Source organism: Solibacillus sp. R5-41, from assembly GCF_002736105.1.
GTDB lineage: Bacteria > Bacillota > Bacilli > Bacillales_A > Planococcaceae > Solibacillus.
The window spans coordinates 3054232-3078508 of the sequence record NZ_CP024123.1; the positions used below are offsets into that span (position 1 = coordinate 3054232).

General features: G+C 37.5%; 24 protein-coding genes, 1 pseudogene and 2 other annotated features. Of the genes and pseudogenes, 4 read left to right on the forward strand and 21 right to left on the reverse strand.

Annotated elements, in window-relative coordinates; genetic code table 11:
* Positions 1 to 3: 3 nt before the first annotated feature.
* The 15 genes from CSE16_RS15105 to CSE16_RS15175 form a co-directional block, all read right to left on the reverse strand.
* Positions 4 to 528, reverse strand: a complete 525-nt coding sequence (locus CSE16_RS15105; protein WP_099424675.1) for a Spo0B domain-containing protein — start codon at positions 526 to 528, stop codon at positions 4 to 6.
* Between the two features lie 322 nt (positions 529 to 850).
* Complete coding sequence (rpmA, locus tag CSE16_RS15110) at positions 851 to 1147, reverse strand: 50S ribosomal protein L27 (protein WP_099424676.1); 297 nt, start codon at positions 1145 to 1147, stop codon at positions 851 to 853.
* 13 nt (positions 1148 to 1160) lie between these two features.
* Positions 1161 to 1499 (reverse strand): ribosomal-processing cysteine protease Prp, encoded by a 339-nt coding sequence (locus tag CSE16_RS15115; RefSeq protein ID WP_099424677.1) that lies wholly within the window; start codon positions 1497 to 1499, stop codon positions 1161 to 1163.
* Between the two features lie 21 nt (positions 1500 to 1520).
* On the reverse strand, positions 1521 to 1829 hold the full coding sequence (rplU, locus tag CSE16_RS15120; RefSeq protein WP_099424678.1) for a 50S ribosomal protein L21: 309 nt from the start codon (positions 1827 to 1829) through the stop codon (positions 1521 to 1523).
* 16 nt (positions 1830 to 1845) lie between these two features.
* Positions 1846 to 1931 (reverse strand) — a sequence feature (ribosomal protein L21 leader region).
* A 40-nt stretch (positions 1932 to 1971) separates the two neighbouring features.
* Positions 1972 to 2583, reverse strand: coding sequence for a M50 family metallopeptidase (locus CSE16_RS15125; protein ID WP_099424679.1), 612 nt, complete (start codon positions 2581 to 2583; stop codon positions 1972 to 1974).
* A gap of 1 nt (position 2584) precedes the next feature.
* Positions 2585 to 3130 carry a M23 family metallopeptidase gene (locus CSE16_RS15130; protein ID WP_099424680.1) on the reverse strand — a complete coding sequence of 182 codons (546 nt, stop codon included), beginning with the start codon at positions 3128 to 3130 and terminating at the stop codon, positions 2585 to 2587.
* Between the two features lie 287 nt (positions 3131 to 3417).
* Entirely contained in the window at positions 3418 to 4215 is a 798-nt protein-coding gene (gene minD / locus CSE16_RS15135) for a septum site-determining protein MinD (protein ID WP_099425853.1), read from the reverse strand.
* 87 nt (positions 4216 to 4302) lie between these two features.
* The gene (locus tag CSE16_RS15140) at positions 4303 to 4971 is read right to left on the reverse strand and encodes a septum site-determining protein MinC (protein ID WP_099424681.1); all 669 of its coding nucleotides are present in this window, start codon (positions 4969 to 4971) and stop codon (positions 4303 to 4305) included.
* Between the two features lie 31 nt (positions 4972 to 5002).
* Positions 5003 to 5530 carry a rod shape-determining protein MreD gene (gene mreD, locus CSE16_RS15145; protein WP_099424682.1) on the reverse strand — a complete coding sequence of 176 codons (528 nt, stop codon included), beginning with the start codon at positions 5528 to 5530 and terminating at the stop codon, positions 5003 to 5005.
* A complete protein-coding gene (mreC, locus tag CSE16_RS15150) occupies positions 5530 to 6450 on the reverse strand; it encodes a rod shape-determining protein MreC (protein ID WP_099424683.1) in 921 nt (306 codons plus the stop codon). The genes mreD and mreC overlap by 1 nt, the downstream gene beginning before the upstream one ends.
* 12 nt (positions 6451 to 6462) lie before the next feature.
* Complete coding sequence (locus CSE16_RS15155) at positions 6463 to 7479, reverse strand: rod shape-determining protein (protein ID WP_099424684.1); 1017 nt, start codon at positions 7477 to 7479, stop codon at positions 6463 to 6465.
* Positions 7480 to 8287: 808 nt separating this feature from the next.
* Positions 8288 to 8986: a RadC family protein gene (gene radC / locus CSE16_RS15160; RefSeq protein WP_099424685.1), complete on the reverse strand. Its 699-nt coding sequence runs from the start codon at positions 8984 to 8986 to the stop codon at positions 8288 to 8290.
* A 10-nt stretch (positions 8987 to 8996) separates the two neighbouring features.
* The gene (locus tag CSE16_RS15165; RefSeq protein WP_099424686.1) at positions 8997 to 9590 is read right to left on the reverse strand and encodes a Maf family protein; all 594 of its coding nucleotides are present in this window, start codon (positions 9588 to 9590) and stop codon (positions 8997 to 8999) included.
* Between the two features lie 94 nt (positions 9591 to 9684).
* Positions 9685 to 10302 carry a translation initiation factor 2 gene (locus CSE16_RS15170; RefSeq protein WP_099424687.1) on the reverse strand — a complete coding sequence of 206 codons (618 nt, stop codon included), beginning with the start codon at positions 10300 to 10302 and terminating at the stop codon, positions 9685 to 9687.
* Positions 10303 to 10523: 221 nt separating this feature from the next.
* The gene (locus CSE16_RS15175; protein WP_099424688.1) at positions 10524 to 10805 is read right to left on the reverse strand and encodes a hypothetical protein; all 282 of its coding nucleotides are present in this window, start codon (positions 10803 to 10805) and stop codon (positions 10524 to 10526) included.
* Between the two features lie 110 nt (positions 10806 to 10915).
* Between CSE16_RS15175 and CSE16_RS21595 the strand changes: the two genes are divergently transcribed.
* The 3 genes and pseudogenes from CSE16_RS21595 to CSE16_RS21955 form a co-directional block, all read left to right on the forward strand.
* Positions 10916 to 11062, forward strand: coding sequence for a hypothetical protein (locus CSE16_RS21595; protein WP_172954393.1), 147 nt, complete (start codon positions 10916 to 10918; stop codon positions 11060 to 11062).
* A gap of 931 nt (positions 11063 to 11993) precedes the next feature.
* Positions 11994 to 13649 carry an alkaline phosphatase gene (locus CSE16_RS15185; protein WP_099424689.1) on the forward strand — a complete coding sequence of 552 codons (1656 nt, stop codon included), beginning with the start codon at positions 11994 to 11996 and terminating at the stop codon, positions 13647 to 13649.
* 396 nt (positions 13650 to 14045) lie between these two features.
* Positions 14046 to 14231, forward strand: a pseudogene (locus CSE16_RS21955) (site-specific integrase); the annotation flags it as partial.
* Between the two features lie 198 nt (positions 14232 to 14429).
* Here CSE16_RS21955 and CSE16_RS15195 read toward each other — a convergent pair.
* The 5 genes from CSE16_RS15195 to CSE16_RS15215 form a co-directional block, all read right to left on the reverse strand.
* Positions 14430 to 15677 carry a bifunctional folylpolyglutamate synthase/dihydrofolate synthase gene (locus CSE16_RS15195; protein ID WP_099424690.1) on the reverse strand — a complete coding sequence of 416 codons (1248 nt, stop codon included), beginning with the start codon at positions 15675 to 15677 and terminating at the stop codon, positions 14430 to 14432.
* Positions 15678 to 16946: a bifunctional folylpolyglutamate synthase/dihydrofolate synthase gene (locus CSE16_RS15200; RefSeq protein WP_099424691.1), complete on the reverse strand. Its 1269-nt coding sequence runs from the start codon at positions 16944 to 16946 to the stop codon at positions 15678 to 15680.
* A gap of 97 nt (positions 16947 to 17043) precedes the next feature.
* Complete coding sequence (locus CSE16_RS15205) at positions 17044 to 19686, reverse strand: valine--tRNA ligase (RefSeq protein WP_099424692.1); 2643 nt, start codon at positions 19684 to 19686, stop codon at positions 17044 to 17046.
* Positions 19687 to 19774: 88 nt separating this feature from the next.
* Positions 19775 to 20153, reverse strand: a binding site (T-box leader).
* A gap of 108 nt (positions 20154 to 20261) precedes the next feature.
* Positions 20262 to 21410, reverse strand: a complete 1149-nt coding sequence (gene chrA, locus CSE16_RS15210; RefSeq protein WP_099424693.1) for a chromate efflux transporter — start codon at positions 21408 to 21410, stop codon at positions 20262 to 20264.
* Positions 21411 to 21883: 473 nt separating this feature from the next.
* Complete coding sequence (locus CSE16_RS15215; protein WP_099424694.1) at positions 21884 to 22672, reverse strand: helix-turn-helix domain-containing protein; 789 nt, start codon at positions 22670 to 22672, stop codon at positions 21884 to 21886.
* Positions 22673 to 23315: 643 nt separating this feature from the next.
* Between CSE16_RS15215 and CSE16_RS21960 the strand changes: the two genes are divergently transcribed.
* Complete coding sequence (locus CSE16_RS21960) at positions 23316 to 23507, forward strand: hypothetical protein (protein ID WP_099424696.1); 192 nt, start codon at positions 23316 to 23318, stop codon at positions 23505 to 23507.
* Here the strand turns inward: CSE16_RS21960 and CSE16_RS15230 are convergent.
* Positions 23488 to 24228 carry a hypothetical protein gene (locus CSE16_RS15230; RefSeq protein WP_099424697.1) on the reverse strand — a complete coding sequence of 247 codons (741 nt, stop codon included), beginning with the start codon at positions 24226 to 24228 and terminating at the stop codon, positions 23488 to 23490. The two genes, CSE16_RS21960 and CSE16_RS15230, sit on opposite strands and share 20 nt — an antisense overlap.
* Positions 24229 to 24277 lie beyond the last annotated feature (49 nt).

Genomic DNA, 24277 nt, shown 5'->3' on the forward strand with positions numbered 1-24277 from the left:
ATTTCACTCCTCATATATGCTCAAAACATATTTCCACGATGTATCCGTTTGTTCATATGTTTTCACATTTAAAATATTCTGTTCTGTATGGAATAGCGCATGCTGCCACTTGCCCGTCAAATGAAATGTAATATGACATTGTTTTTCATTTGATTCGATGCTTAATTGTAGCTGCTGCTGTTCATACGGATCTAAACTTTCATATACATGAATAATTGTATTTTCCAAGTATTGAACGATTGCTTCATCGTACTTGCTATTTACTTGTGCCGCTACATGACTAGACAGGCACATTTGTATGGCAGGATAACACCAACTAACGGTTTGAAGCCATTCTACGGTTTTCGGTAACTTGAGTTGATTAATGTTAGAAAGCATTTTACAATGTTCAGATAATTGTGCAATAGTTTCTTTCGCTTCATTTACTCGCTGTAAATCTAAATTCATTTGAATTAAATGAAGATGGTTTAAAAAATCATGATTTGCAAAACGCAATGCTTCATTTACTGTTAAAGATTTTACGGTCACTTTTTTCACTCCGTTTACAGTTTCGTTATTAGTATAGCAAGTTTGTCGACATTTTTCCTAAAAAAACAATAACAATGTCTTTGTCCTCGTTCTACGCAAAATACTTTAGGAAAATTTCAATTATCCATTCATTAGAAAAATACAATTCGCTCCAAATCGAGAGCGAATTGATTCTTGTTTCTATGCAAATAATAATACTTACTGATTTAAAAAAAAGGACTGCAATAAATGCAGCCCTTTAATTGGCAGATACCAAAATTAAATTTATTATCTGCATAAGCATGATCTCCTACTATGTTGTAGGAGGGCATGCTAACAAGAATTATGCTTCTTGAGCTGTTGGGTATACAGATACTTTTTTCTTATCGCGGCCCATGCGTTCGAATTTTACAACGCCATCAACTGTTGCGAATAGTGTATCGTCACCACCACGTCCTACGTTTGTACCTGGGTAAATTTTTGTACCGCGTTGACGGTAAAGAATTGAACCACCAGTTACGAATTGACCGTCAGCACGTTTAGCGCCTAAACGTTTTGACTCAGAGTCACGTCCGTTTTTAGTAGAACCTACACCTTTTTTAGATGCGAAGAATTGTAGATCTAAAGTTAATAATAACATTATGTTCCACCTCCTAGACTATTTTATATTTCAATTCGATAAATTCTGAATAGCTCGCCGTCATTGTATAAAACTGCGTAACCATTGTGTTCAGAATCACCTGAAGTTTGTCGTCTGTTTCAGTATCTAAGTCTGTTGGTAACGTTACCTTTAAGTAACCACCTTCTGCGCCTTGCTCAATGTCTGGTGTAATGCCTGTAAGATGTGCAATTGCATTCACTGCTCCGAAAGAAACAGCAGAAGCACCAGCACAAACTAAGTCACGTCCATAAACATCTGACAATGCATGACCTGATATTTCAAATCCATACGATTTACGATTTGCATCGCTGTTAATTGTAACTGTAATCATAGTCCAGCCACCTCACTTAAATTAAGCGTTGATAGTTTCAACTACTAATTTAGTGTACGGTTGACGGTGACCTTGCTTACGACGGTAGTTCTTTTTCGCTTTCATTTTGAAAACAGTAATTTTCTTTTGCTTACCTTCTTTAACAACTTTCGCTGTTACAGTAGCACCAGCAACTGTTGGAGCTCCAACTTTAACTGTTTCTCCACCTACGAATAAAACTTTGTCGAAAGTTACGATTTCGTCAGCAGCCACACCTAGTTTTTCAACATAGATTTCTTGACCTGCTTCAACTTTAATTTGTTTACCACCAGTTTCGATAATTGCGTACATTCCAATGCACCTCCTCATATATACTAAGACTCGCCTGTTATTACATTCAAGGTGATCGCATGCGATACTTTTGGAACCCTGTCAGCGCGGTTGTAGCGGGTGCTACAAACAATAACATTAAAATACTACCATACCAAACTTATCAAGTCAACCGCTTCATTACAAGTTTTTCAAATGCTGATCGGTATTTTCTCGTTTTCCATTCACCTATTACTTTGCTCAATAAAAAAAGACTTAGTATCGTGAGTGAAATAGATTCTGGTAGCATGATTAATGATACTAAAACGAGCACCGTAAGTAAACCAATTGAGAGCGATAAATACGTTTCAAAAATAACCGACTTTGGAAAATAATGCAACAAACCGTAGCAAACAATCTTCCCTCCATCTAATGGCCAAATCGGCAGTAAATTAATTGAAAGTAAAATTAATTGTGCATTTATAAATCCTTCTCGTAAAATGGTGGGCAACGTCAATGCGATTAAAATCCCTAAAACGGTTGCAATGGGCCCTCCAAGTGCGATAATCGTTAATTTTTTGTATGAAAGTTGATGTTCATTTTTTAATGTCATTTCTCCGCCATACGGTACAATGATACAGCGTTCTATCCGTGCGCCAACTAATTTCGCAGCAATAAAGTGACCGAGTTCATGAAGAAATAATGACATGAGAATCACACTATACAATGCAATATTCCCTGATAGGACAAACAACAGAAGTAGCAACAAAAAAAGTGGGTGAATAGCGATTTTCATATTATGTATGTTGTTCTTTCAGCCACTTTGTTGTTTGTTCTAAATTATATACTTCTCCACCTTTTTCAATTTGAATATAAAGTTTCCCTTTTTCTTTTACCGCAATCACTTCTCCCTTGGAAACGGTCATATAAGGCAATACCGAAAATTGATCAACATACCCAAATGTAACTGTTGTACCATTCTCATATATAATGGAAATCGTTTTCCCGTTATATTTTGTATGTCCCGTAAAAACAATTAGTCCGTCATATAGCGCTTTCAATAACAGTGGTTCTTCATATGACAATAAAAATCCTTCGTTATAACGTTCAATCATCGCATAAGCTAACAGCTGCTCAATCGATTCATCGGGTGTCGCATTCACTGTCACTTGTTTATCTTTTGGAAAAGCGATATCCGACAATACCGAGCGCATAACTATTAAGTCCTCAGAGCTGTATACGACCCTCTTGATTGTTCGTTTAACAGTTATGTCACCGAATGTGTTAAAACTCAGTATCGTAAAAAATAGGATACTTGCGATTACCCATTGCCACTTTTTCAAGCACTCACCCCACCTTTTTGTCTAGTATATGATTCATCCAAAAATCCGATTCATAACGAAGGGGTGAAAGGGCAAACACGATGTTGGTCACCAAGGCGTTGTCACAGGTCATCGCGATATTAGCCTTTGTTTCTTTTTTTCTGAATATTTATTGTTGTTCCTTTGTCGCTGGAGTCGGTATCAACTTGTATTGGTATATAAGTTCCACTTTCCCTATTTGTACGTTGACTTGTTTTTATCCCAAAAAAATAAAGTTGCCGATAATAATCGACAACTTTTCGCTACTCTTATTTAAAGATGGCCTTTAATTTTGCAAACATCCCTTTTGGTTGCTCATCGTCGAGCGTCATTAACGGAACAGAGTCACCTAAAATACGACGTGCAATATTACGATAGCCAACTGACGCCTTATTGTTTGGATTCATGACAATCGGCTCTCCCTTATTTGAAGAGCTAATGACATCCTCACTATCTACAATAATTCCTAATAAATCAATGGATAGATGCGTCGTCACATCTGTAATATCCATTGCATCACCACTATTCATTAAATGTTTACGGATTCGGTTAATAATGAGTTTGGGTGGTGTAATTTGTTCTTGTTCTAATAGGCCAATAATACGATCCGCATCACGAACAGCTGAAATTTCAGGTGTTGTCACAACGATCGCATGGTCAGCGCCTGCAATAGCATTTCGATAACCTTGCTCAATCCCAGCAGGACAATCTATTAATACATAATCAAATTCACGCTTCAATTCATCTATTAACACTTTCATTTGTTCTGGTACTACAGCATTTTTATCGGTATTTTGTGCTGCTGGAAGTAAAAATAGTTTATCATCAACGCGCTTGTCCTTCACAAGTGCTTGATGCGTTTTACAACGACCTTCAATCACATCCACCAAATCATAAATAATTCGGTTTTCCAGCCCTAAAATTACATCTAAATTACGCAGTCCGATATCTGTATCTACTAAACAAACTTTCTTCCCTTGCAATGCTAATGCAGTGCCTAAATTTGCAGACGTAGTCGTTTTACCTACTCCGCCTTTTCCAGAAGTTATAACGATTGCCTCTCCCACATTAGCAGCCCCTTTCTTATGTAAGGTAGCATTTTGAGCTATTGCTTCATCTATATTTTCAGCAAATAGGACATCTTCTTCACTCATTTAGCTTCCTCCTCGATATGTCGACAAATTCGGTCGTATATTTCTTGCTTCTTGTATTCTATCGTAACAGATTTCTCCGTTCGAACCAATATAAGCACATAATTGTTCCGTATGATCTAAAATGAATTGTCTTTCATTTGTCATTACTTCCACCTGGTTCGCAATTAATACATGTGTTGGCTCGAAATGAGATGCAGAAATAATCGCATCTTCATTGCCTTGGGAACCTGCATGCGCAATCCCCTTTAGCTTGCCCATCACATAAATACTACCGCCCGCTTCGATGCGTCCATTTGGATTGACATCTCCTAGTACGATGATATCACCAGGCGCTCTTAATATTTGACCAGAGCGAACAATTCCAACATATTTCTCTGAGCGATTCACTTCAAGTAAATGCTTACTTTCCTCAATCGACATTACATCGCTTTGCACTTTAGAAACACGCAGATTTTGCTGTTGCTCTACGGCTTTTATTAATTGCTGTTTTTGTTCGGGTGTACAATAGCGCTTCCCCAAATGTAATTGCACATCTATTTTACCATCAAGATGGCCATCTGTAACTTTATTTCCTAGTTCTTCAATTAACTCCGCGTAGGAACATTGATCGTCTAGTCGAAGTGCTAACCCTTCTTTTGTCCCCTTAATATGGACAAGTTGTTTTTTCATAACTATACATGTCACCTCACGCTTCGTTGTATTAAGAATGCTGCTGTGCACGCTGAAGCACACGAGCGCTAATCAAATATTTGAATGCCCAACCTAGTATCATTAAAAATAAAGAATTCGCTAAAATGGTTGGCACAAGTCGATTGTACAAGAAAGGCTGTAATGCCATCGAAGTAAATTGAATAACATAGAAAAATTCATAAATAGCAAATTCTAATAAACTCATTAGTGTAATGGCAATTAAAATAGAAACTGCGAGATGTGGGTGAATTCTTTTCACACTCCAAGCAGCAAGGAAACAAACAGCGGGATATAAAAATGTATAGAGCCCAATAATATTAATGTAAAAAACATCAAAGCAGAGCCCGAAAATAAGTCCGTAAATCATCGCTTTTTTGCGACTATAATAAATGGCTAAAAAGATTAAATATAGAATTAAAAAGCGCGGAACTAAAATAATGGTTGCGCCTTTTAATTCGATTGGGGAGTACATCGCAAATTTAGATTCTAGTAAAAATAAGAGCACCGCGACAGCTGGAATTAGAAACCGAACGAGCATTATTCCTCCCCCTCTTCTTCCTCTGCAACCGGTCCATTTGTTAAATCACCATTTGTTGCGTTACCGTCAGACCCATCAATAGTAATCGTTTTACGTTTAGCAATGATCACATTTTCTAGCATAGAGAAATCTGCAGCAGGTTTCACGTACGCCATTTTTGTCAAACCAAAGTCATCTGTTGTCACTTCTGTCACTTCTCCGATTAAAATTCCTTTCGGGAAAATTCCACCTAAACCAGAAGTTTGGACTTTTTCGCCCACCTTTAATTTTAAACTCGAATCGATTCGCTTTAATAATAATTCGTTGCGCTCTTCATCATAACCTTCTATTAAACCATGAATTTCTTTATTATTTTCTCCCAGTACAATTGCAGATACACGATAATTTTCATTATTAGTATAAAGAAGTTCAACTTCTGAAGTGAACGGCGTCGCAATTACAATTTTGCCAATTAGGCCACGTGCAGTCATAACAGCCATATTCTTTTCAACGCCATCTGCTGTACCTTTGTTTAAAATAATCTTTTCTTCCCATTGATCAGGGTTTCTCGCAATGACCGTCGCCTGAATCGGGTCGAAATCACGCAAACTCTCCTCGATCGAAGTTAGTTCACGTAATGAAGCATTTTCTGCTTTTAAGACACCGACTTCTGCCTGTAATGCAGCAAAGTCCTCAAGGCGCATTTTTAAGCGGATATTTTCTTCATACGTATTTAACAGCGATTCAATATTGCTAAAAATACCTGTTATGTAATTTGTTGGCTTTGCAATAATAGATTGTGCAAAGCCAACTGTATCTTTAATAATTTGCTCGGGTAATGTTGCGTTATGACGATCACGTAGAGAGAAACCAATCAATGCCACAAGGAAAATTACGCTTATTAATAGAACGATTAATTTTTTATTTGTAAAATGTGGCACTGCCAGTCCTCCTTATCTTAGTTGTTGCGCACGAATCAATGCAATATTATCTAAAGCTTTACCTGTCCCGATTGCCACACAATCTAATGGGCTTTCTGCGATAAATACAGGCATGTTCGTTTCATCACTAATTACTTTATCTAAATTACGTAACAAAGCTCCACCGCCTGTTAAAACAATTCCGCGTTCCATTACGTCAGCAGATAATTCTGGTGGTGTTTGTTCTAATGTTTTTTTCACACCGTCTAAAATTGCAACAATTGCTTCGTGTAATGATTTCGAAATTTCTTCTGAAGTAATTTCAATTGTTTTTGGTAAACCTGTCACTAAGTCACGACCGCGAATTTCCATCGTTTCTGTTGGTCCTTCTGAACGTGCTGTACCAATTTCCACTTTTATTGATTCCGCTGTACGCTCACCGATTGTTAAGTTATACGTTTTACGAATGTATGCAATAATCGAATGATCCATTGCGTCACCGCCAACACGTACTGATTCACTAGTTACAATACCGCCAAGTGAAATAACGGCTACTTCTGTCGTACCACCACCGATGTCAACTACCATTGAACCAGTAGGCTCCCATACAGGTAAGTTTGCACCGATTGCAGCTGCAAACGGCTCTTCAATTGTAAATGCTTCCTTTGCACCGGCTTGACGTGAAGCATCAATTACCGCACGTTGTTCTACTGAAGTAATGCCATAAGGTACACAAATCATAACATTCGGCTTTTTCCAGTTTGAACCCGAAGCTTTCAATGCCTCTTTTAAATAATATTGAATCATCGCTGTTGTAATCTCGAAATCTGCAATAACGCCATCTTTCATTGGACGAATTGCGACAATCGAACCTGGTGTACGTCCGATCATATTTTTCGCATCATTACCTACTGCAACGATATCCCCTGTTTTTGTATTTTTCGCTACCACTGAAGGTTCGCGTAAAACAATCCCTTTTCCTTTAATAAATACAAGTGTATTCGCTGTGCCAAGATCAATCCCGACATCTTTATTTCCTAATCCAAACAAATTAAGTACTCCCTTTCTATTTAGGCCATTATCTCTTCGATGAAATTATTAAAATCATACCCTTTATTATAGCGGATAGAATCGAAAAATTATAGTGTTCTAAGCACTGAATCTCGACTTTTGTCGAATGTTTTTTCTCGTACGCTACTTTTCTATTGTATTTCTATTTTCTCAACGAAACAATTAATTTTTACTATGTAAGATTTAACAATCCCACGATGCAAATTACTACAGCAGAAGTCCACCATTGCTATAAGTATGGGATGAATGTCAAGTATAGCCTTTATTACGTAGGGGTTCTAACCCCAGCTGAATCAAATTGAAGCCCCGGCGGATGTCACAGTTTTTTAGAGGAGTTTTCGATCAAGCTCGAAAAAAATCTGGACACAATTACGCTAGGGCGTAATTGATCAACTCAATTGACGAATTGTATCCGTATAAGTTGCACGGAATTTTTGAAATTGTTAACAAACCTTCAAACTATGTAATTTGAACTAAAGAATTCCTACTACCAATACGTTCTATTATGGATTCTGATAAAGTTTGTACTTTTTTGACTGGCTAAGCACATGAATCACACTTCTTTGTTGTCACAAATCTGTACGACTCATCTTTGTGCAGGTCAGCCATTTTGTAAGTTTTCCCTACTCATACTTTCTGATCGTTGGCGCCGCTAATGTAGGAGGCGACGATCATCTTATTCAGATTTCCATTCTAATATAAAGTTACTTTCAATTGTTCAAATTAATATGTTTTTTACACCAAAAAATTGCCATTTTGATTGATTACCAAAATGACAATTTCTATTTTAAAAATAGCCTTTTTCTTTCATACTAATAAATTGATGATCCCCAATAATGATGTGGTCGAGCAAGTCTACACCAATAATTTGACCCGCCTCGTGCAAGCGATTTGTAACTTCAATATCTTCAGGACTTGGTGTGGGCACGCCACTCGGGTGGTTATGTGAACAAATAATCGCTGCTGCTGAACGCTTTACTGCTTCACGGAAAATCTCTCGCGGATGCACGATACTCGCATTTAAGCTACCTACAAAAATCGTTTGCTTATGTAGCACTTGATTTTTTACGTTCAAAAACAAGCAGACAAAATGCTCCTGCTGCAACGAGGTCATATCCTGCATTAAATACGATGCGGCATCTTCGGGGGAACGGATTGTATAGCGCTCCTCTAATTCTTTCGATGCTAATCGACGCCCTAGCTCTATCGACGCAAGTAATAACACCGCTTTTGCTTCTCCAATCCCTTTTATATCCTTCATTTCCTCTAATGTTGCATGCTTTAAATTATGCAGCTTTTCAAAGTTTAATAACACACGATTCGCCACCGCTAAGACCGATTCATTTTTCGTACCTGTCCCGAGTAAAATCGCAATAAGCTCTTGGTTGGATAAACTTTTTGCCCCTTGACGGATTAGTCTTTCTCGCGGTCGGTCTGCTTCATGGACGTCTCTTATTTTAATATTATCAATCGGCGTTACTGACATTTACATCCTCCTAAAAAGAAATTTTTAGTAGTTGTAAAGTAAGCAAAGTTTCTACTAATGTTGCGATTGGTAAACCGACAACATTATTATAATCTCCTTCGATTCGATCGACGAGTAACGCACCACTTGTTTGAATACCGTAGCCACCAGCTTTATCAAAAGGATCCCCTGTTTGAACATAAGCCTCAATCAATGCATTCGAAACATCTTTAAATACAACCGTTGTTTCTTCAATAAAAGTTGTTTCTGTACCATCAGGCTGAATGATTGCTACTGCGGTCATTACTTGATGTCGATTACTTGCCAATTTCTTCAAATGATGAACCGCTTCTTCATGAGATTTTGGCTTGTGTAAAATTTGTTGTTCGTAAATGACGATTGTATCAGCACCTATAATTAATTGCCCAGGATGATTGGCCGCAACATCCCTCGTTTTTAATAGTGCCACTTCTTTCACATATTGCTGTGCTGTATTTGCTTGTACACTTGTTTCCTCAACATTGCTTGTTTGGACAACAAAAGGAACGCCAAGCATCCCCAATAATTCTTTTCTTCTTGGAGATGCAGATGCTAAAACAATTTGATTATTCGTAGTAAAATTCATTTCCATTCCTCCTACCGTCAATAGTAAACGACAATTGGAATTTTGAAAAATAACTGTTTTTTACGATTTATGAAATATGACGGCTTTCTCACCGCTAAAAGTCAATTTTCAAGCAATCTAAGCGTTCATAATAATTTATTAATGCATGTAAACGGATGACACTCGTATTTCCAGATAACTTTTGAATTTCCGGAAGTATGACACTCCAATCTTCTGGTAAATTCACTTGTTGCTCACTCGTTACACTGTCAAGCATTAAGTTTTTCGTATCCATTAACGTTTTCGGCAACTGATTTTCCGCATGATTCGGACAGCTACTCGACAAAGTAATGGATTTATAAAAGGAACTCGGCACCGTTTGAGTCGCCCCCTCCACTTTCTCAATATCGATTTTAGACCAAATAAAAAATTGATCACCGACACGAACAATTGATGCTTTATTTAACGTTGGGAAGGATGCTAAAAATTGTGCTGCGCTATCGAAACTAGAATATACGCCATGCTGCAATGCGAAAAACTGTTGCTTGACCGGACCCTTTTCATTCACTTCAGTTGGCTGCTGCGAAGTACTAATGACTTCCCCTTGTTCGATTGGCTCTTTAGGTAATTGTAATATAATAACAAATGCAATGACGCCTATTAATCCGGTTAAAGCTCCATAAACGACAGCTTGTACAACGGCATTTTTTTTAAATGTTCGATAAATTGGCATATGCTCACCTCTTTTTATTGCTTACAGTACCAAAGTAAGCGCAAAAAAGGACAAGACTATTGTCGTCTACTTTGGAAGGCAATATAATTTATTAACTTAAATATATGCTAGATTGTTGAGGTTTATTCGATAGTCAATTTAGATACTTAACGTAAAGATTTAATATTTTGTTACCAAAAACGTAACCACAGACCACCCATTACGGAGTGGTCTTTTTCTTATTAAACTGCCTCACCAACCACGCGCAATATATCCAAACATAAAAGTGAAAACTGAATAAGTACATAACCTAAACCGGCATTCATTATCATGCCCCAAAACTTTTCTGGATTACCTATCAAAAAGAAGAAACACACCCCAATCATAATCAAACTCGCAATTGGAAATGAGATGGCCTCTAAAATAGAGATAACTGGATCTAAAATGGTCGCTAGCATTTCCAATGATTTATCTAAAATTAAACCTGTTAGTGCTGGAACGTTAAATGCTACTGTTGTTTTCAATAGGAATTTTGACGGCTATTTTAAAGACTGCCTCTAAAAAAAAACAGTATACGTAAAAATTTTTGGCTAATAATAAAGTGAAATAAAAATTTCTTAAAAGAGGTGAATACATGAAAAAATTAATAATAGGTGCTTTTACAACAATACTTTCTATTGGAATATTATCTGGATGTGGAACAGCAAATGATGAACAGGAGCCAGATCCAACTGAAGAACCTTCTGAACAACGAGAAGATAAGCAAGACGATGACTATTAAATTTAGATTTTTTTCTTTTTAATGTAAAACAAAAACGTGTAGTTGCAGCATTTTTAACTAGAATATTTGTGGACCAAGATAGAAATACCTATCTTGGTCTATTGTTAATTTTGATGTGATTAGAACGGCAAATGTTAGATGTAGAAGGAAGTAGCTTATACTATTAAGTAAAGGTTTGTGCGCTCAGGTTCAGCTTGAACTAGACTGCAAACAGCTGAATTGATGAAATTACTTTTACCGTATCACATAGCGCCACCAAGGACTAGGTGTGGTATCTTTTCAAAGTCATTGTACTTAAATTCGTTCATGGCTCTATTTACTCCTACAGATACTTTCCAACCATCTCCTGGTACATATGACACTTCCCTTGCCAATTGTTTGTCGTTTTATCAAATAAAAATCGTGATGCTTACCGACGATTTCCCCTATCTCTAATAATTGTGGATGGCAACTATTTATATATGAAACTTCATCATCATAAAATCTAGTTTTCACGTTATCACCTTACATAAATCCATTATTACGGATGCTCATTGGCGTAATCATTAATCAAATATGTTTGTTTGACCTGCTAATTCCATGATTTTAAAATACGTCTTTTCACCATCTCTCCTTTCACCATTCAAGCCAGTTTTCTAATGTTGTAAAGTTAGCAACCTGTGGATGACTCTCACGCTCATTTAACCAAACATAAAACGGCACTGGACGTTCCTTTTGTGGAGTTTCTTCTATTCCACACTGTGACCTTTATAGCGAGGTGCTAACGTAGTATACCCTTTTTCCTCTAAAGATCGACCTAGCATACGCACTCCCAAACTTTGAAAAAACACACTACATTAACAAAAACTCCATAATCTTTTACATCCATTTAATAGCAACTACACATTTCTCAGTTACACTTACATAGATTTCAATTATGAGGAGGAAAACCATGAAGTTTTCAAAAAAATGGAGTTCATTATTTTTAGCAAGCGCAATCACTTTATCATCGGTTAGTATTGCACAACCAGAGGTAAAAGCAGCGGAAGTAAAAAAACCAACAAACGTTATCATGCTTGTGATGGACGGTAGCAGTAATAACGCCGTCACTCTTTCTCGTTGGTATAAAGGTGGAAACCTAGCAATGGACGAAATTTTATCAGGAGCGATGCGTACTTACTCTGCAGATTCTGCTATTACTGACTCTGCGCCTGCCGCAACAGCATTAGCGACTGGACACAAATCAAACGATAAATATGTCGGTGTTTTACCTTCTGTCGTTAATTCTCCAGGGCTTGAACAAATCGCAACAGAGGATGCCTTCAAACCTGTAGCAAATGTTTTAGAGGGTGCTAAAAAAGAAGGTAAGGCAACGGGCATTATTTCAACTTCAGAAATCCAACATGCAACACCAGCAGGTTTTTCTGCTCATGTAAAAAATAGAAGTCAGTACGGTGATATCGCGGAGCAACAGGTTTACCAAAACATTGATGTTGTTTTAGGTGGCGGACTAGAATCGTTAACACCAGGCACAACAAAAAACGCTCGTAAAGATGGGGAAAATTTAATTTCTGTTCTTGAAGATCAGCAGTACGATCTTGTGAAAACACGGGATGAATTATTAAAGACCGACGCCGATAGAATTTGGGGAAGCTTTGCACCAAGTGCACTTGCTTATGATTTTGACCGTAAAGCTACAAATATCGATGAACCAACACTTGCTGAAATGACAGACAAAGCTATCGATACACTAAAAAAAGATGAGGACGGCTTCTTCTTATTCGTTGAAGGTAGTAAAGTAGACTGGGCAGCACACGCTAACGATACGATTGGTATCATCAGTGATATTTTATCGTTTGATGATGCTGTAAAAGAAGCGGTTGAATTCGCAAAAGAAGACGGAAATACAATGGTTATTGCTGTAACAGACCATGGTAACTCTGGAATAACGATGGGTAATGCTAATACAACAAGTACATACTCAAGTATCCCTGTATCCGCTTATATTGATCCATTGAAAAAAGCAACGATGACTATTGAGGGTGCACTTAGCCAATTAAAAGAGGACAAATCAAATATTGTTGAGGTAGCTACTCTTTACGGTTTAGATAATTTAACAGAGGAAGAGCTTGCAACATTAACATCTGCTAAAGATTTAGGCAGTGAAATGGCAAAAATGCTTGCCAACCGTGCTAACATTGGCTTTACAACCGGAGGGCATACAGGTGAGGATGTGTTCCTATACTCTTATGGTCCTTCTAAAGTGACAGGACTTGTGGAAAATACAGATTTAGCACTTACGATGGCTAAATTTATGAACTTTGATTTAGGTGAATTGACGGATGAATTGTATGTGCCTGCATCAGAAGCATTAACAAAAAAAGGCTTCACGACTAAAATTGATGTATCCGATAAAGAAAATCCTATATTCATCGCACAAAAGGATAATCACACATATTCGATTCCTGTTAACAAAAACATTGTCAATTATGAGAAGACATTAGAAAATGGTGATTCGGTAACTGACACTTTTACATTCAATACGATCAATGTTTATAATGGTACTGATTTCTACGTTTCACAAGAAGCATTAAATTCTATTAAATAGAAATCCGGGCGAGTCAGAGTTGAATAATCAGCTTTTGACATCGCCCGTTTTTTCTATGTAAAAATTGATTCATTACCAAAAGTAAATGTCGCCATTTTGATGAAGCCAAGTCGGAACGAAGTAAGCCCGAAATATAAAAAAATATAATAATTCATCCTACATTCTCTTTTCGTTACTCAACAATTTCTTTCGCTCACAACCAACCTAATTCTTGAGCTGTTTTATCCAATAACTACATACTATTCAACTAGAGAAAATCCTAAAATGAACTACATTGTATTTGGTTTTGGTAAAATTACAAGTGCTATCTCTTCAACAGGATTAAGAGCAAGGTATGAAAAGTACGTGAAAACTGCACATGTGAAACAAATTAGAATTTAGAATTTCCGGCACTCACATTCGAGTTATTTAATTAACAATGGTGCAATACCATCCATAGTTGCGAAAAGACTTGGTCATTCTAATGTAGCCACTACACTAAACACATATTCACATTTATTTCCTTCCACAGAAGAAGAAGCCGTATTCCAGATGGAACACGACTTCAAACCTGCTCAAATTTTAGAATTTAAACAAAAATAATATTAAACGGTATCCAAATGTTACCACGCTTTTGTAATCTCCGTTAATTCAACACTTTAAGATAGTTTGACTAGACTATTGTCGTCATGTCGAAAAAAACTTTCCCCCTAATTTCCGATACTATTTGCTGGGCGCTCTTGAAATAAAGCCTTATGAATGTATCCATTCCCTTGGAACTTATTTTTAGAACTCGCGATTTTATTTTAACTTCAGACGAATTTCACTTAATAAATAGAGTGATCCCGTTACAAATCGGATTGTTTGTTGCGGTATTTTTTCTCGTAAGAACGATTGCTCATCTGCTATAATTTCTTTTTCTTTCGCACGACTCAATTGTAAAATATATGCTGCCTTCATCGCGCGCTCATTTTCAAGATTTACAAAATAAAAAGCATCCCCCACTTCCTCCAAAATCCGAAGTACCGCCTCTACATCTTTATCCGCCAAAATACCGAGTACAAATTCAATGCGCTTCCCTGGAAATTGCTGTTTAATCGTATCGACAAGCATTCGAATACTTGCAGGATTATGTGCACCGTCAAAATATAGGTTCGGTAAAACTTGCTCAAAGCGTCCAGGAACCGTTGCATTTTGTACCCCTGCTTGCACTTTATTTAGCACAGGTGACACATTCAAAGCTTTCGCCACTTCAAAAAAAGCGGTAATAGCCAAAGCCATATTTTGTGCCTGATGCTGACCAGGTAGCTGACGTTGCAGTGCTGGAATGACTAAATGTTGCACAGCATTTTCATACACCTCACCTTGTTCCGCTTCGTAAACGTCAAAGTCCCGCCCTAATTTTAAGAGTTTTGCTTGTTGTTGCAGTGCTTCGGCAATAATAACTTGCTCGGCTTCTTCTGGTAAACCCCCAATAATTACGGGCTTATTTGCTTTAATAATGCCTGCTTTATGAGTGGCAATGCTCATCAAAGTTGTCCCTAAAAAATTCGTATGCTCCAGCGCAATACTTGGGATAATCGAAACGATGGGCTCTACAACATTTGTACTATCTTCACGACCGCCCATACCCGCCTCTAACAACACTAAATCGACGTTTTGTTGTTTAAAATAAAGAAATGCAATGACGGTTAATAGTTCAAAATCGGTTAGCTTCCCACTTAAACCAGCCTTTTCCAATTGTTGAAATAGCCCGTCCAACTGCTCACTCTCAATGGGATGTCCATTTATTTGAATTTGATCATGAATATCCACTATACATGGCGACATGAACTTCCCAACAGTTAACCCATGCTGCCTTGCAATTTGTTCTACAAAAGTAAGGGTAGAACCTTTTCCATTTGTCCCTGCAAAATGAACAACTGAAAGGGCATTTTGCGGATTATTTAATCTTTCGAGCGCCTGCTTAATCGCAGCTAAACCCGGCTTGATTACTCGCTCGCTTTGCACATGCCACCGTTCTTTATAATACTCAAGAAGTGGAATCAATTAAATCAACCCTTTCTTCACAAATTCACCGCGCACCTCTGCTATAAAATAAAGGGACCCTGTAATAATTAATAATTCATCTTGTTTTAGCTCATGCATTTGCTGTTCAATTAGTTGCTGCCAATTTTCATGTGCAAACTTTTGTGCATGCTCACTTTGGCTCGCTAGCTGCTGTGCTTTTGCTGCGCGCGGTAAATCAATTTGTGTGAAATACATGGCGGATGCTATATTGTCCATTAATCGGATGCTTACTTCATGGTCCTTATCTTGCAATGCCGCATAAATAAATTTGTATTTTTTATGCGGTTCAACGTGCTTAAGTGTTTCAATAAGCGAAATTGTTCCTTCTGAATTATGTGCACCATCTAAAATGATCGTTGTCCCAACACGCTCAAATCGTCCTGCCCATTTCGCCTGCTTCATCGCTTTCTTTACTTTTTCAGAATCAAGCATGTTCAAAAAAAGCTGAGCTGCTGTTATCGCAAGCGCCGCATTATTCACCTGGTGTTCACCAACCATCGCAAGCTCAATTTTTTCAATCGAAGCGTATCCCTTATAATCAAAAATACCGACGTCGTGGCTTTCAACAGTAAACTGCTCTCCTAAAACAAATATCGGGGCCTTTTGTTCAAGTGCAACTTGCTTAATTGTTGTCAGTGCTTCGCTATTTTTCACACCAATCACAACAGGTTTGCCACACTTAATGATCCCTGCCTTTTCAGACGCGATTTGTGCATATGTATCCCCTAGCATGTCTGTATGCTCTAGTGAAATCGTTGTAATAACCGAAATTTCTGGTGTGATGACATTTGTAGAGTCTAATTTTCCACCAATCCCAACTTCTAATAACGCGACATCGATCCGCTGTTCTGAAAAATATTGAAGCGCAATGAGTGTCATGAATTCAAAGAAACTCGGAAACTGCCCATTTAGCTTTTCATCGATAATACCCGTTATTCGATTCGCAATTCTTAAAAAAGCTTCATCCGAAATTTGCTTTTTATTAATTGTAATACGCTCATTCGCACGTTCAAAATGTGGTGAAATAAAGGCACCTACTGTTAAACGATGTTCCATTAACAGTTCTCGTGTTGCATTTAATGTTGAGCCTTTGCCATTAGAACCTGCAAAATGAATAAATTTCGTTTTTTGCTCTGGACTCCCTAACTGCTCTAAAATGATCTTCGCAGATTGCAATGGTTCCCCTTTATACTGACTCGCCTTTAGCGTAAATATAAAATCCGTACACTGCTGTATAGTTTGAAACATCTTAATCCCTCTCTTCTATCAATTACGCATCGGCATTTTCTGCTGAATGAAGATAAGTAAAGAGGTGCCGAAGAATAACGGCACCTCTTTATAGAACTTACATATTCTTCAATTCTGCAATACGTTTTTCAACTGTTGCAAATTTTGCTTCATAGTCCGCTAGCTTTTCACGTTCTACCGCTACTAACGCTTCTGGTGCTTTTGAAACGAAACGCTCATTTGATAGCTTCCCTGAAACTAATTTTACTTCCTTCGCCCATTTCTCAAGCTCTTTTTCTAATCGAATAATTTCTTCGTCAATATTAATTAAGCCTGCAAGTGGCATGAAGATTTCTGCTCCAGATACAACCGCTGACATTGCTTGAGTAGGTGCCTCTATGCTTGCGCCAATTGTTAAGCCATCTGGGTTACAGAATTTTTCGATATAGCCTTTGTTCGCCTCTAAAATACTTGCAATTGACGCATCTTTTGCTGAAATTGTCATCGCTACTTTTTTGCTCATTGGCGTATTTACTTCTGCACGAATGTTACGAACAGCGCGAATAATATCCATTAATAACTGCATTTCCACCGCTTCATCTTTAAAGTTGTAAGCAGCGTTTACAGTTGGCCAAGCCGCTACTGTAATCGACTCACCTTCATGCGGAAGGTGCTGCCAAATTTCTTCTGTTACGAATGGCATTAATGGGTGTAATAAACGCATCGTATTGTCTAAAACATACGCTAATACTGAACGTGTTGTTAATTTTGCTGATTCGTCTTCACCGTATAATGGTAATTTCGCCATTTCAATGTACCAAGAACAGAAATCATCCCAGATAAAGTTATAAAGCTCACGCCCTACTTCACCGAACTCATATTTATCCGATAATGTCGTAACACGTTCTATCGTTTCATTTAATCGCGTTAAAATCCATTTATCTGCAGTTGAAAGGTCGCCTGTTAAATCGATTTGCTCGAATGTTAAGCCTTCCATGTTCATTAATGCAAAACGTGAAGCATTCCAAATTTTATTAACGAAGTTCCACGTTGACTCTACTTTTTCCGTAGAATAACGTAAATCTTGCCCTGGTGAAGACCCTGTCGCTAAGAAATAACGTAAAGAGTCAGCACCATACTGCTCGATTACTTCCATAGGATCTACTCCGTTACCAAGGGATTTACTCATTTTGCGCCCTTCTGAATCACGTACTAATCCGTGAATTAACACATCTTTAAATGGACGTTGCCCTGTAAATTCCTTCCCTTGGAAAATCATGCGGCTTACCCAGAAGAAAATAATATCATAGCCCGTTACGAGCGTGCTTGTTGGATAATAACGTTTGAATAATTCACTTTCCTTATTTGGCCAATCCATCGTAGAAAACGGCCATAAAGCAGATGAGAACCATGTATCGAGTACATCTTCATCTTGCGTCCAGTTTTCAGCGTCTGCTGGCGCATCTTTACCTACATATACTTCGCCTGTTTCCTTATGGTACCAAGCCGGAATTTGATGCCCCCACCATAATTGACGTGAAATACACCAGTCATGAATGTTTTCCATCCAACGGTTATACGTATTTTCAAATCGATTTGGCACGAAGTTTACTTTTTCGTCCTCACTCACTTGCATCGCTAACGCATCTTCTGCTAATGGACCCATCTTCACGAACCATTGCTTCGATAAATAAGGCTCTACTACAGCATTTGTACGCTCTGAGTGACCTACTTGGTGGACATGCGTTTCGATTTCTACTAATACGCCCGCTTCTTGTAAGTCCGCTACGATTTGCTTACGGCATTCAAAACGATCCATACCATTATATTTACCAGCACGCTCATTCATCGTGCCGTCCTCATGCATAACTAAAATTCGCTCTAAGTTATGACGGTTACCTACTTCAAAGTCATTTGGGTCATGGGCTGGTGTCATTTTAACAACGCCTGTTCCGAAATCTTTATCTACATAATCATCTGCAACAATTGGAATTTCGCGTCCAACGATTGGCAGGATAACTGTTTTCCCTACTAAATGTGCATAGCGCTCATCTTCAGGGTGAACCGCGATACCCGAGTCACCAAGCATCGTTTCTGGTCGAGTCGTCGCAACACGTAATACGCCAGAACCATCTGCTAATGGGTATTCCATATGGTAAAATGCGCCTTCTACTTCTTTGTGAATTACTTCGATGTCAGATAACGCTGTTTTAGCAGCTGGATCCCAGTTAATAATACGCTCACCGCGATAAATTAAGCCTTTTTCGTATAATGTTACGAATACTTCATTAACAGCTACGTTTAAGCCCTCATCTAATGTGAAGCGTTCTTTTGAATAATCTAAACCAAGACCTAGTTTTGACCATTGCGCACGGATATGAGAAGCGTATTCCTCTTTCCATTCCCATGTTTTTTCTAGAAACTTTTCACGGCCAAGATCATAACGTGTGATGCCTTCTCCGCGCAGTTTTTCTTCTACTTTCGCTTGAGTTGCAATCCCTGCGTGGTCCATCCCTGGTAACCATAGTGCATCATAGCCTTGCATGCGCTTCATACGAGTTAAAATATCTTGTAACGTTGTATCCCATGCGTGACCAAGGTGTAATTTCCCCGTTACGTTTGGCGGTGGAATAACAATTGAGTATGGTTCCTTATCGCTTGTTGGATCTGCTTCGAAAAATTTACCTTTTAACCACCATTCATAGCGGCCTGCTTCTGTGGACTGCGGATCATACTTTGTAGGCATTGAAATTTCAGTCATTGTACTCTCTCCTTTAGAAAATGATAATCGATTGCGTCTCGACGTAATTACGTCCAGATTTTGAACAAACAGAAAACTCCCTCATCACTAAAAGGACGAGGGAGTTGTTTCGCGGTACCACCTTTATTTCCAATGGCTTGAGTCAAGCGTTCGCATTCTGCGTCACTCCTCATTCAGCAATCCTCATGAACCTTAAGTTCACTGCGGTTGCTTCATTTCGTCGTTCCTTGACTGACAAACGCTTTCTTTCAAGCCATTTATTCGTCAATTTACGCTTTGTGAAACACTTTTTATAAAGCCAATTGGCACTTCATTCGATAACGGTGTTAAACCGGACATTAGCTACTCTTTGTTCACTAAGTCAACTCCTAGGCTACCTTCTGCTTGTGCAATGTAGAAACTTTTCAGCTACCGTTTCCTCTCTAACCATCACGTTCAAGCATACTCTTCCTACTCTACGTTTCAATTATATAATTGAATATATTTTAAGCTCTTTTCGTCAAAATTTCAAGTATTAGGGATGGTTTCCATCGCAAAATAATACAGCTCAAACAAAATTCTTTGTTCAGCTGATTTTATCGATAAAACGTAAAGCCAATTAAAACGCCAATGAGAACAATATTCCATGGCTTTATTTTAAACTTTACAAGTAAAACAAATAAAACGATTGCCCAAAATGCATCCATTACATCATAGATCGTTGACGTGATGATTGGCGAAATAAAAGCAGCGATTAAAATCCCTATTACCGCAACATTCATTCCAGCCACAGCCCCGCGCAACGCTTGATGACTACTAATACTTGACCAAAATGGATACGCCCCAACAATTAATAAAAATGCCGGTAAAAAGATAGCCACTGTCGCAAGTATAGCAATCGGAATTCCACCAATCACCATCCCTAAGTAACTAGCAAACGTAAACAATGGACCTGGGACAGCTTGTGTTAAGCCGTAGCCTGCTAAAAAATCTTCTGCTGTCACGTAAGAACCAACGAACTGAGATTCTAGTAACGGCAAAACAACATGGCCACCACCAAAAACAAGCGACCCCGCTAAATAAAACTTTTCAAATAGCACAAGCCATTCCCATTTTAATGTTTGGGCAGCAATAGGCAAGCCGAGTAATAAAACAAAAAATGCGGATAAAAATACGGCTCCCCATTTTTTTGAAAAAACGACACTTGGAATCACTTGGCCTGGCTGTTTAAAAAACAAATAACCAATCATTGCACTTCCGATAAGAACACCAATTTGTGAATAAATAGATGTAGCGTACAGTAATAAAATCGCAACTAAAACTAACAGCGCATACTGCATAGGGGTTTTTAGTATTTTTTTACCCATATCCAAAATGGCTTGGGCAACAATCGCAACCGCAACAATTTTCAAACCTTGTAGCCAGCCAATACTAAATTGAAAGCGTTCCATTATGTAAACAAATATAATGAGCATCATCACTGACGGTAATGTAAATCCGATAAACGCTGCAATACTACCAGTGATACCACCTTTTCGAAGCCCAATCCCCATACCTACCTGACTGGAGGCGGGTCCGGGTAAAAACTGACTTAATGCCAATAAATCTAAATATTGTTCATCTGTCAGCCACTTTTTTTGTTTTACATATATTTGCTGGAAATAACCTAAATGTGCAGCGGGTCCTCCAAATGATGTGAATCCTAGTTTCAACGATGTCCAAAAAATAACCCATAAATTCCGCAATATTTCACTCCTAAAAAAGAACTTGCCCTAACTTTACTAAATGTTCCACGTTCCTAAAAGGACAATTACAAAACAATAATTATTTTTACAATAACTTCACATTTTAGCATTCCCCTGTGCTGTTTCAAATGATGTTTTAACTTTCAATATGTCTATCCACCTTCAATAAATTCCCACACCAAAGGACAGCCTATACTAATTAGAATTACTATTAAGGATTCTTATTTGCTAGTGGATATTCTGCTGGCTAAGCACGTGGCGGTTTTAGCCTGAGTCCCACTATTATAGTTTAGGATTCTGAAGCTTTCTGCATTGAATACGCCGCTTCCAATGAGAGGCGGCGATTTCTTATTTAGATTTGCCTAATGAATCATCACAGTATTTTAGGATTGCTTCAAACTTTAATTGTGTCTATTCCCCTCCAAATAAATCACAATCACTTTCAGTAGATGAATACCTTGAGGCAGTTTCTTTTAAAATTCATCCATCCTTTTTCTCAACTTCCTTTGAAATTTAAAAAAAATTCTATTAGTATAGATATCGTTTTTCGCCAATAATTTATATGCATCAAGCTGGCTTGAAGTTCGTATCACAATGTAGATACCAATTGCAATTAATCCAATACAGATTGGATAATAAGGTAATAAAAATTCAGTAGTAAAAAACCTTCTTTCGATTCCTAAAGTTAATATTCCAGAGATAAATAAACCGGAACCCGCTAGATTAATAACGAAATATCTTTTCTTTAAATTTTTGTATCTATTAGTCAACTCTTTAAGGTAATTTTCATCAAATAGCAAGGGTTCTGTTTTTAATACTTTATATTGATTTTCTTCAATAAATGATGTTGATACAAACATCCCGATACCAAATGTAGCTAAAACAATGGTTGGGATTATATATATTGCTGGGTCTTGATTAAATATGAAATAGGGAATACAGGATAAGGCGATTAAGAAAAAACCTAACGCTAAATATTTTGAAACCCTATTTGCAGACAATAAATATCCTTCTGCCATTTCTTTGCTAACATAATATCCGGCTTTTTTATCATTGCTTGGCTCAACAGAATCCTTTAATAAATAGTCGATAGTTACCTCAAAAACATTTCCAATCATAAGAAGCCTTTCTGTCTCTGGGTATCCTTGGCCATTTTCCCATTTACTAATTGCTTGCCTTGTTGTGTTTAGTTTTTCCGCTAATGCTTCTTGAGACAGTCCTTTTTCTTTTCTTAATTTAAAAAGTTTTTCACCAAATGTCATTTGTATGAACTCCTTTAAATATAGGTTTATATATATTGTAACAAATTCCCTTTACGTATTAGCAAAATGAATACACTAAATATTCTGTCATTAAAAGATAAATAATTAATTATTCGCTCAGTTTTTTTACAGCCCAATTTCCCCTACTTGTTACTACTCATCTTCTTTAATTTGGACACAACAAATATAATGGTAGCAATGACTACACCTAGAAAAACGACGATATTTGATATTGACTCGCTAATTCTTGGTATTGAATTCAGGTAAATTTTCAAAAAGACTAATAATCCCAACGTTAAAATAACTCCTGCAACCTTCATTTTGACCATGATTTTTCCCTCCATTAATAAATTTCACTTCACTATTTACTTTAGAAATAAAGGGCATACAGTTCTACCATCTTGGAGTTGCACTTTGACAACTTACGGTTGCATTTATGTAATACCGTACAATTTTATATAGGAATTCGTGTCAATCGTATTAATTTTTCCTGTCAACTTAACCCGATGTTGTTTTAAATAAAATGAAAAGACATAGCCCGCTTGATCGCTAAGCCATGCCTTTTCATTTTCAAAATCCGATGCATCAATTTTTCACTTCATGACCTAGTCTTGCATATACTAACAAAAAGGAGATGATGAACGTGCGGAAAGGTTATAATCCATACTTACTTCCACCTTGGTTACGGAAAACTCGTTTTTATATTAAACACTGCATCATCCCCATAACGATTTTCCAAGCTATCCGAACAATATTTTTCCCGACAACAGGCGATATTATTTTACTCGTTCTTTTAATTGGACTTAGTTATTTATTTACTTGTGATTATCTCTAGCTTTTGGAATGACAATTTGATGTACTTTATACGCTTCAGACAGTTCGTGATAAAAGTCATCTGAAGGTACGGTATACATCAATTGTTCTTCCAGTTGCTTTGGAGATTCAGCGACTTCATTCACTACATTAAGCACGACCGTTTCTTTTACTTCAGCAATCTCCGGAACTTTATTTACTTCAGGTGTTTCATGAATTACATTTGCTTCATACGTTTCTTGAATGGCACTTGCTTCAAGCGTTTCTGAAAGGGTATTTATTTTTAATTCAAGTTCGTCATTTTCGTCCTTAAATACCAATATTTCTTGATTGTCGATTTTCTCTACGACATTATCTTCATATTGACACCGAACATTCCACTTTACCTGACAGCCTCCATCAAATACCGCACTTTGCTCTCCCTCAATTATGACTTTCACACCGTCAAGCTGCTTAGCCGTATCTGGTAAATCAATACCAAATGGTAAGGCATATTCAAAATAGCCAACGTTATCACTAAAATCTAATTCTTCAATATAGGCGCCTTTTTGTAATGTCGCTTCCGCCGTATTATTGAAAGCAACTTCTACAGCAAAATGATAAATACCATTTAGTCGCATCGAATTGTCGAGTTCCACCGGCACCCATTGTGGTGAAATTTTTAACGATTGTACTTCTGCTACAGAACCCAAATGGTTTGGAAAAAAGAAGTACTCATCCATTTCCCAGGAAATATCCTTCATCTGATCCCCCCTCGAATAACTCTATGTGCAATCTATTCTCTTTATGAAA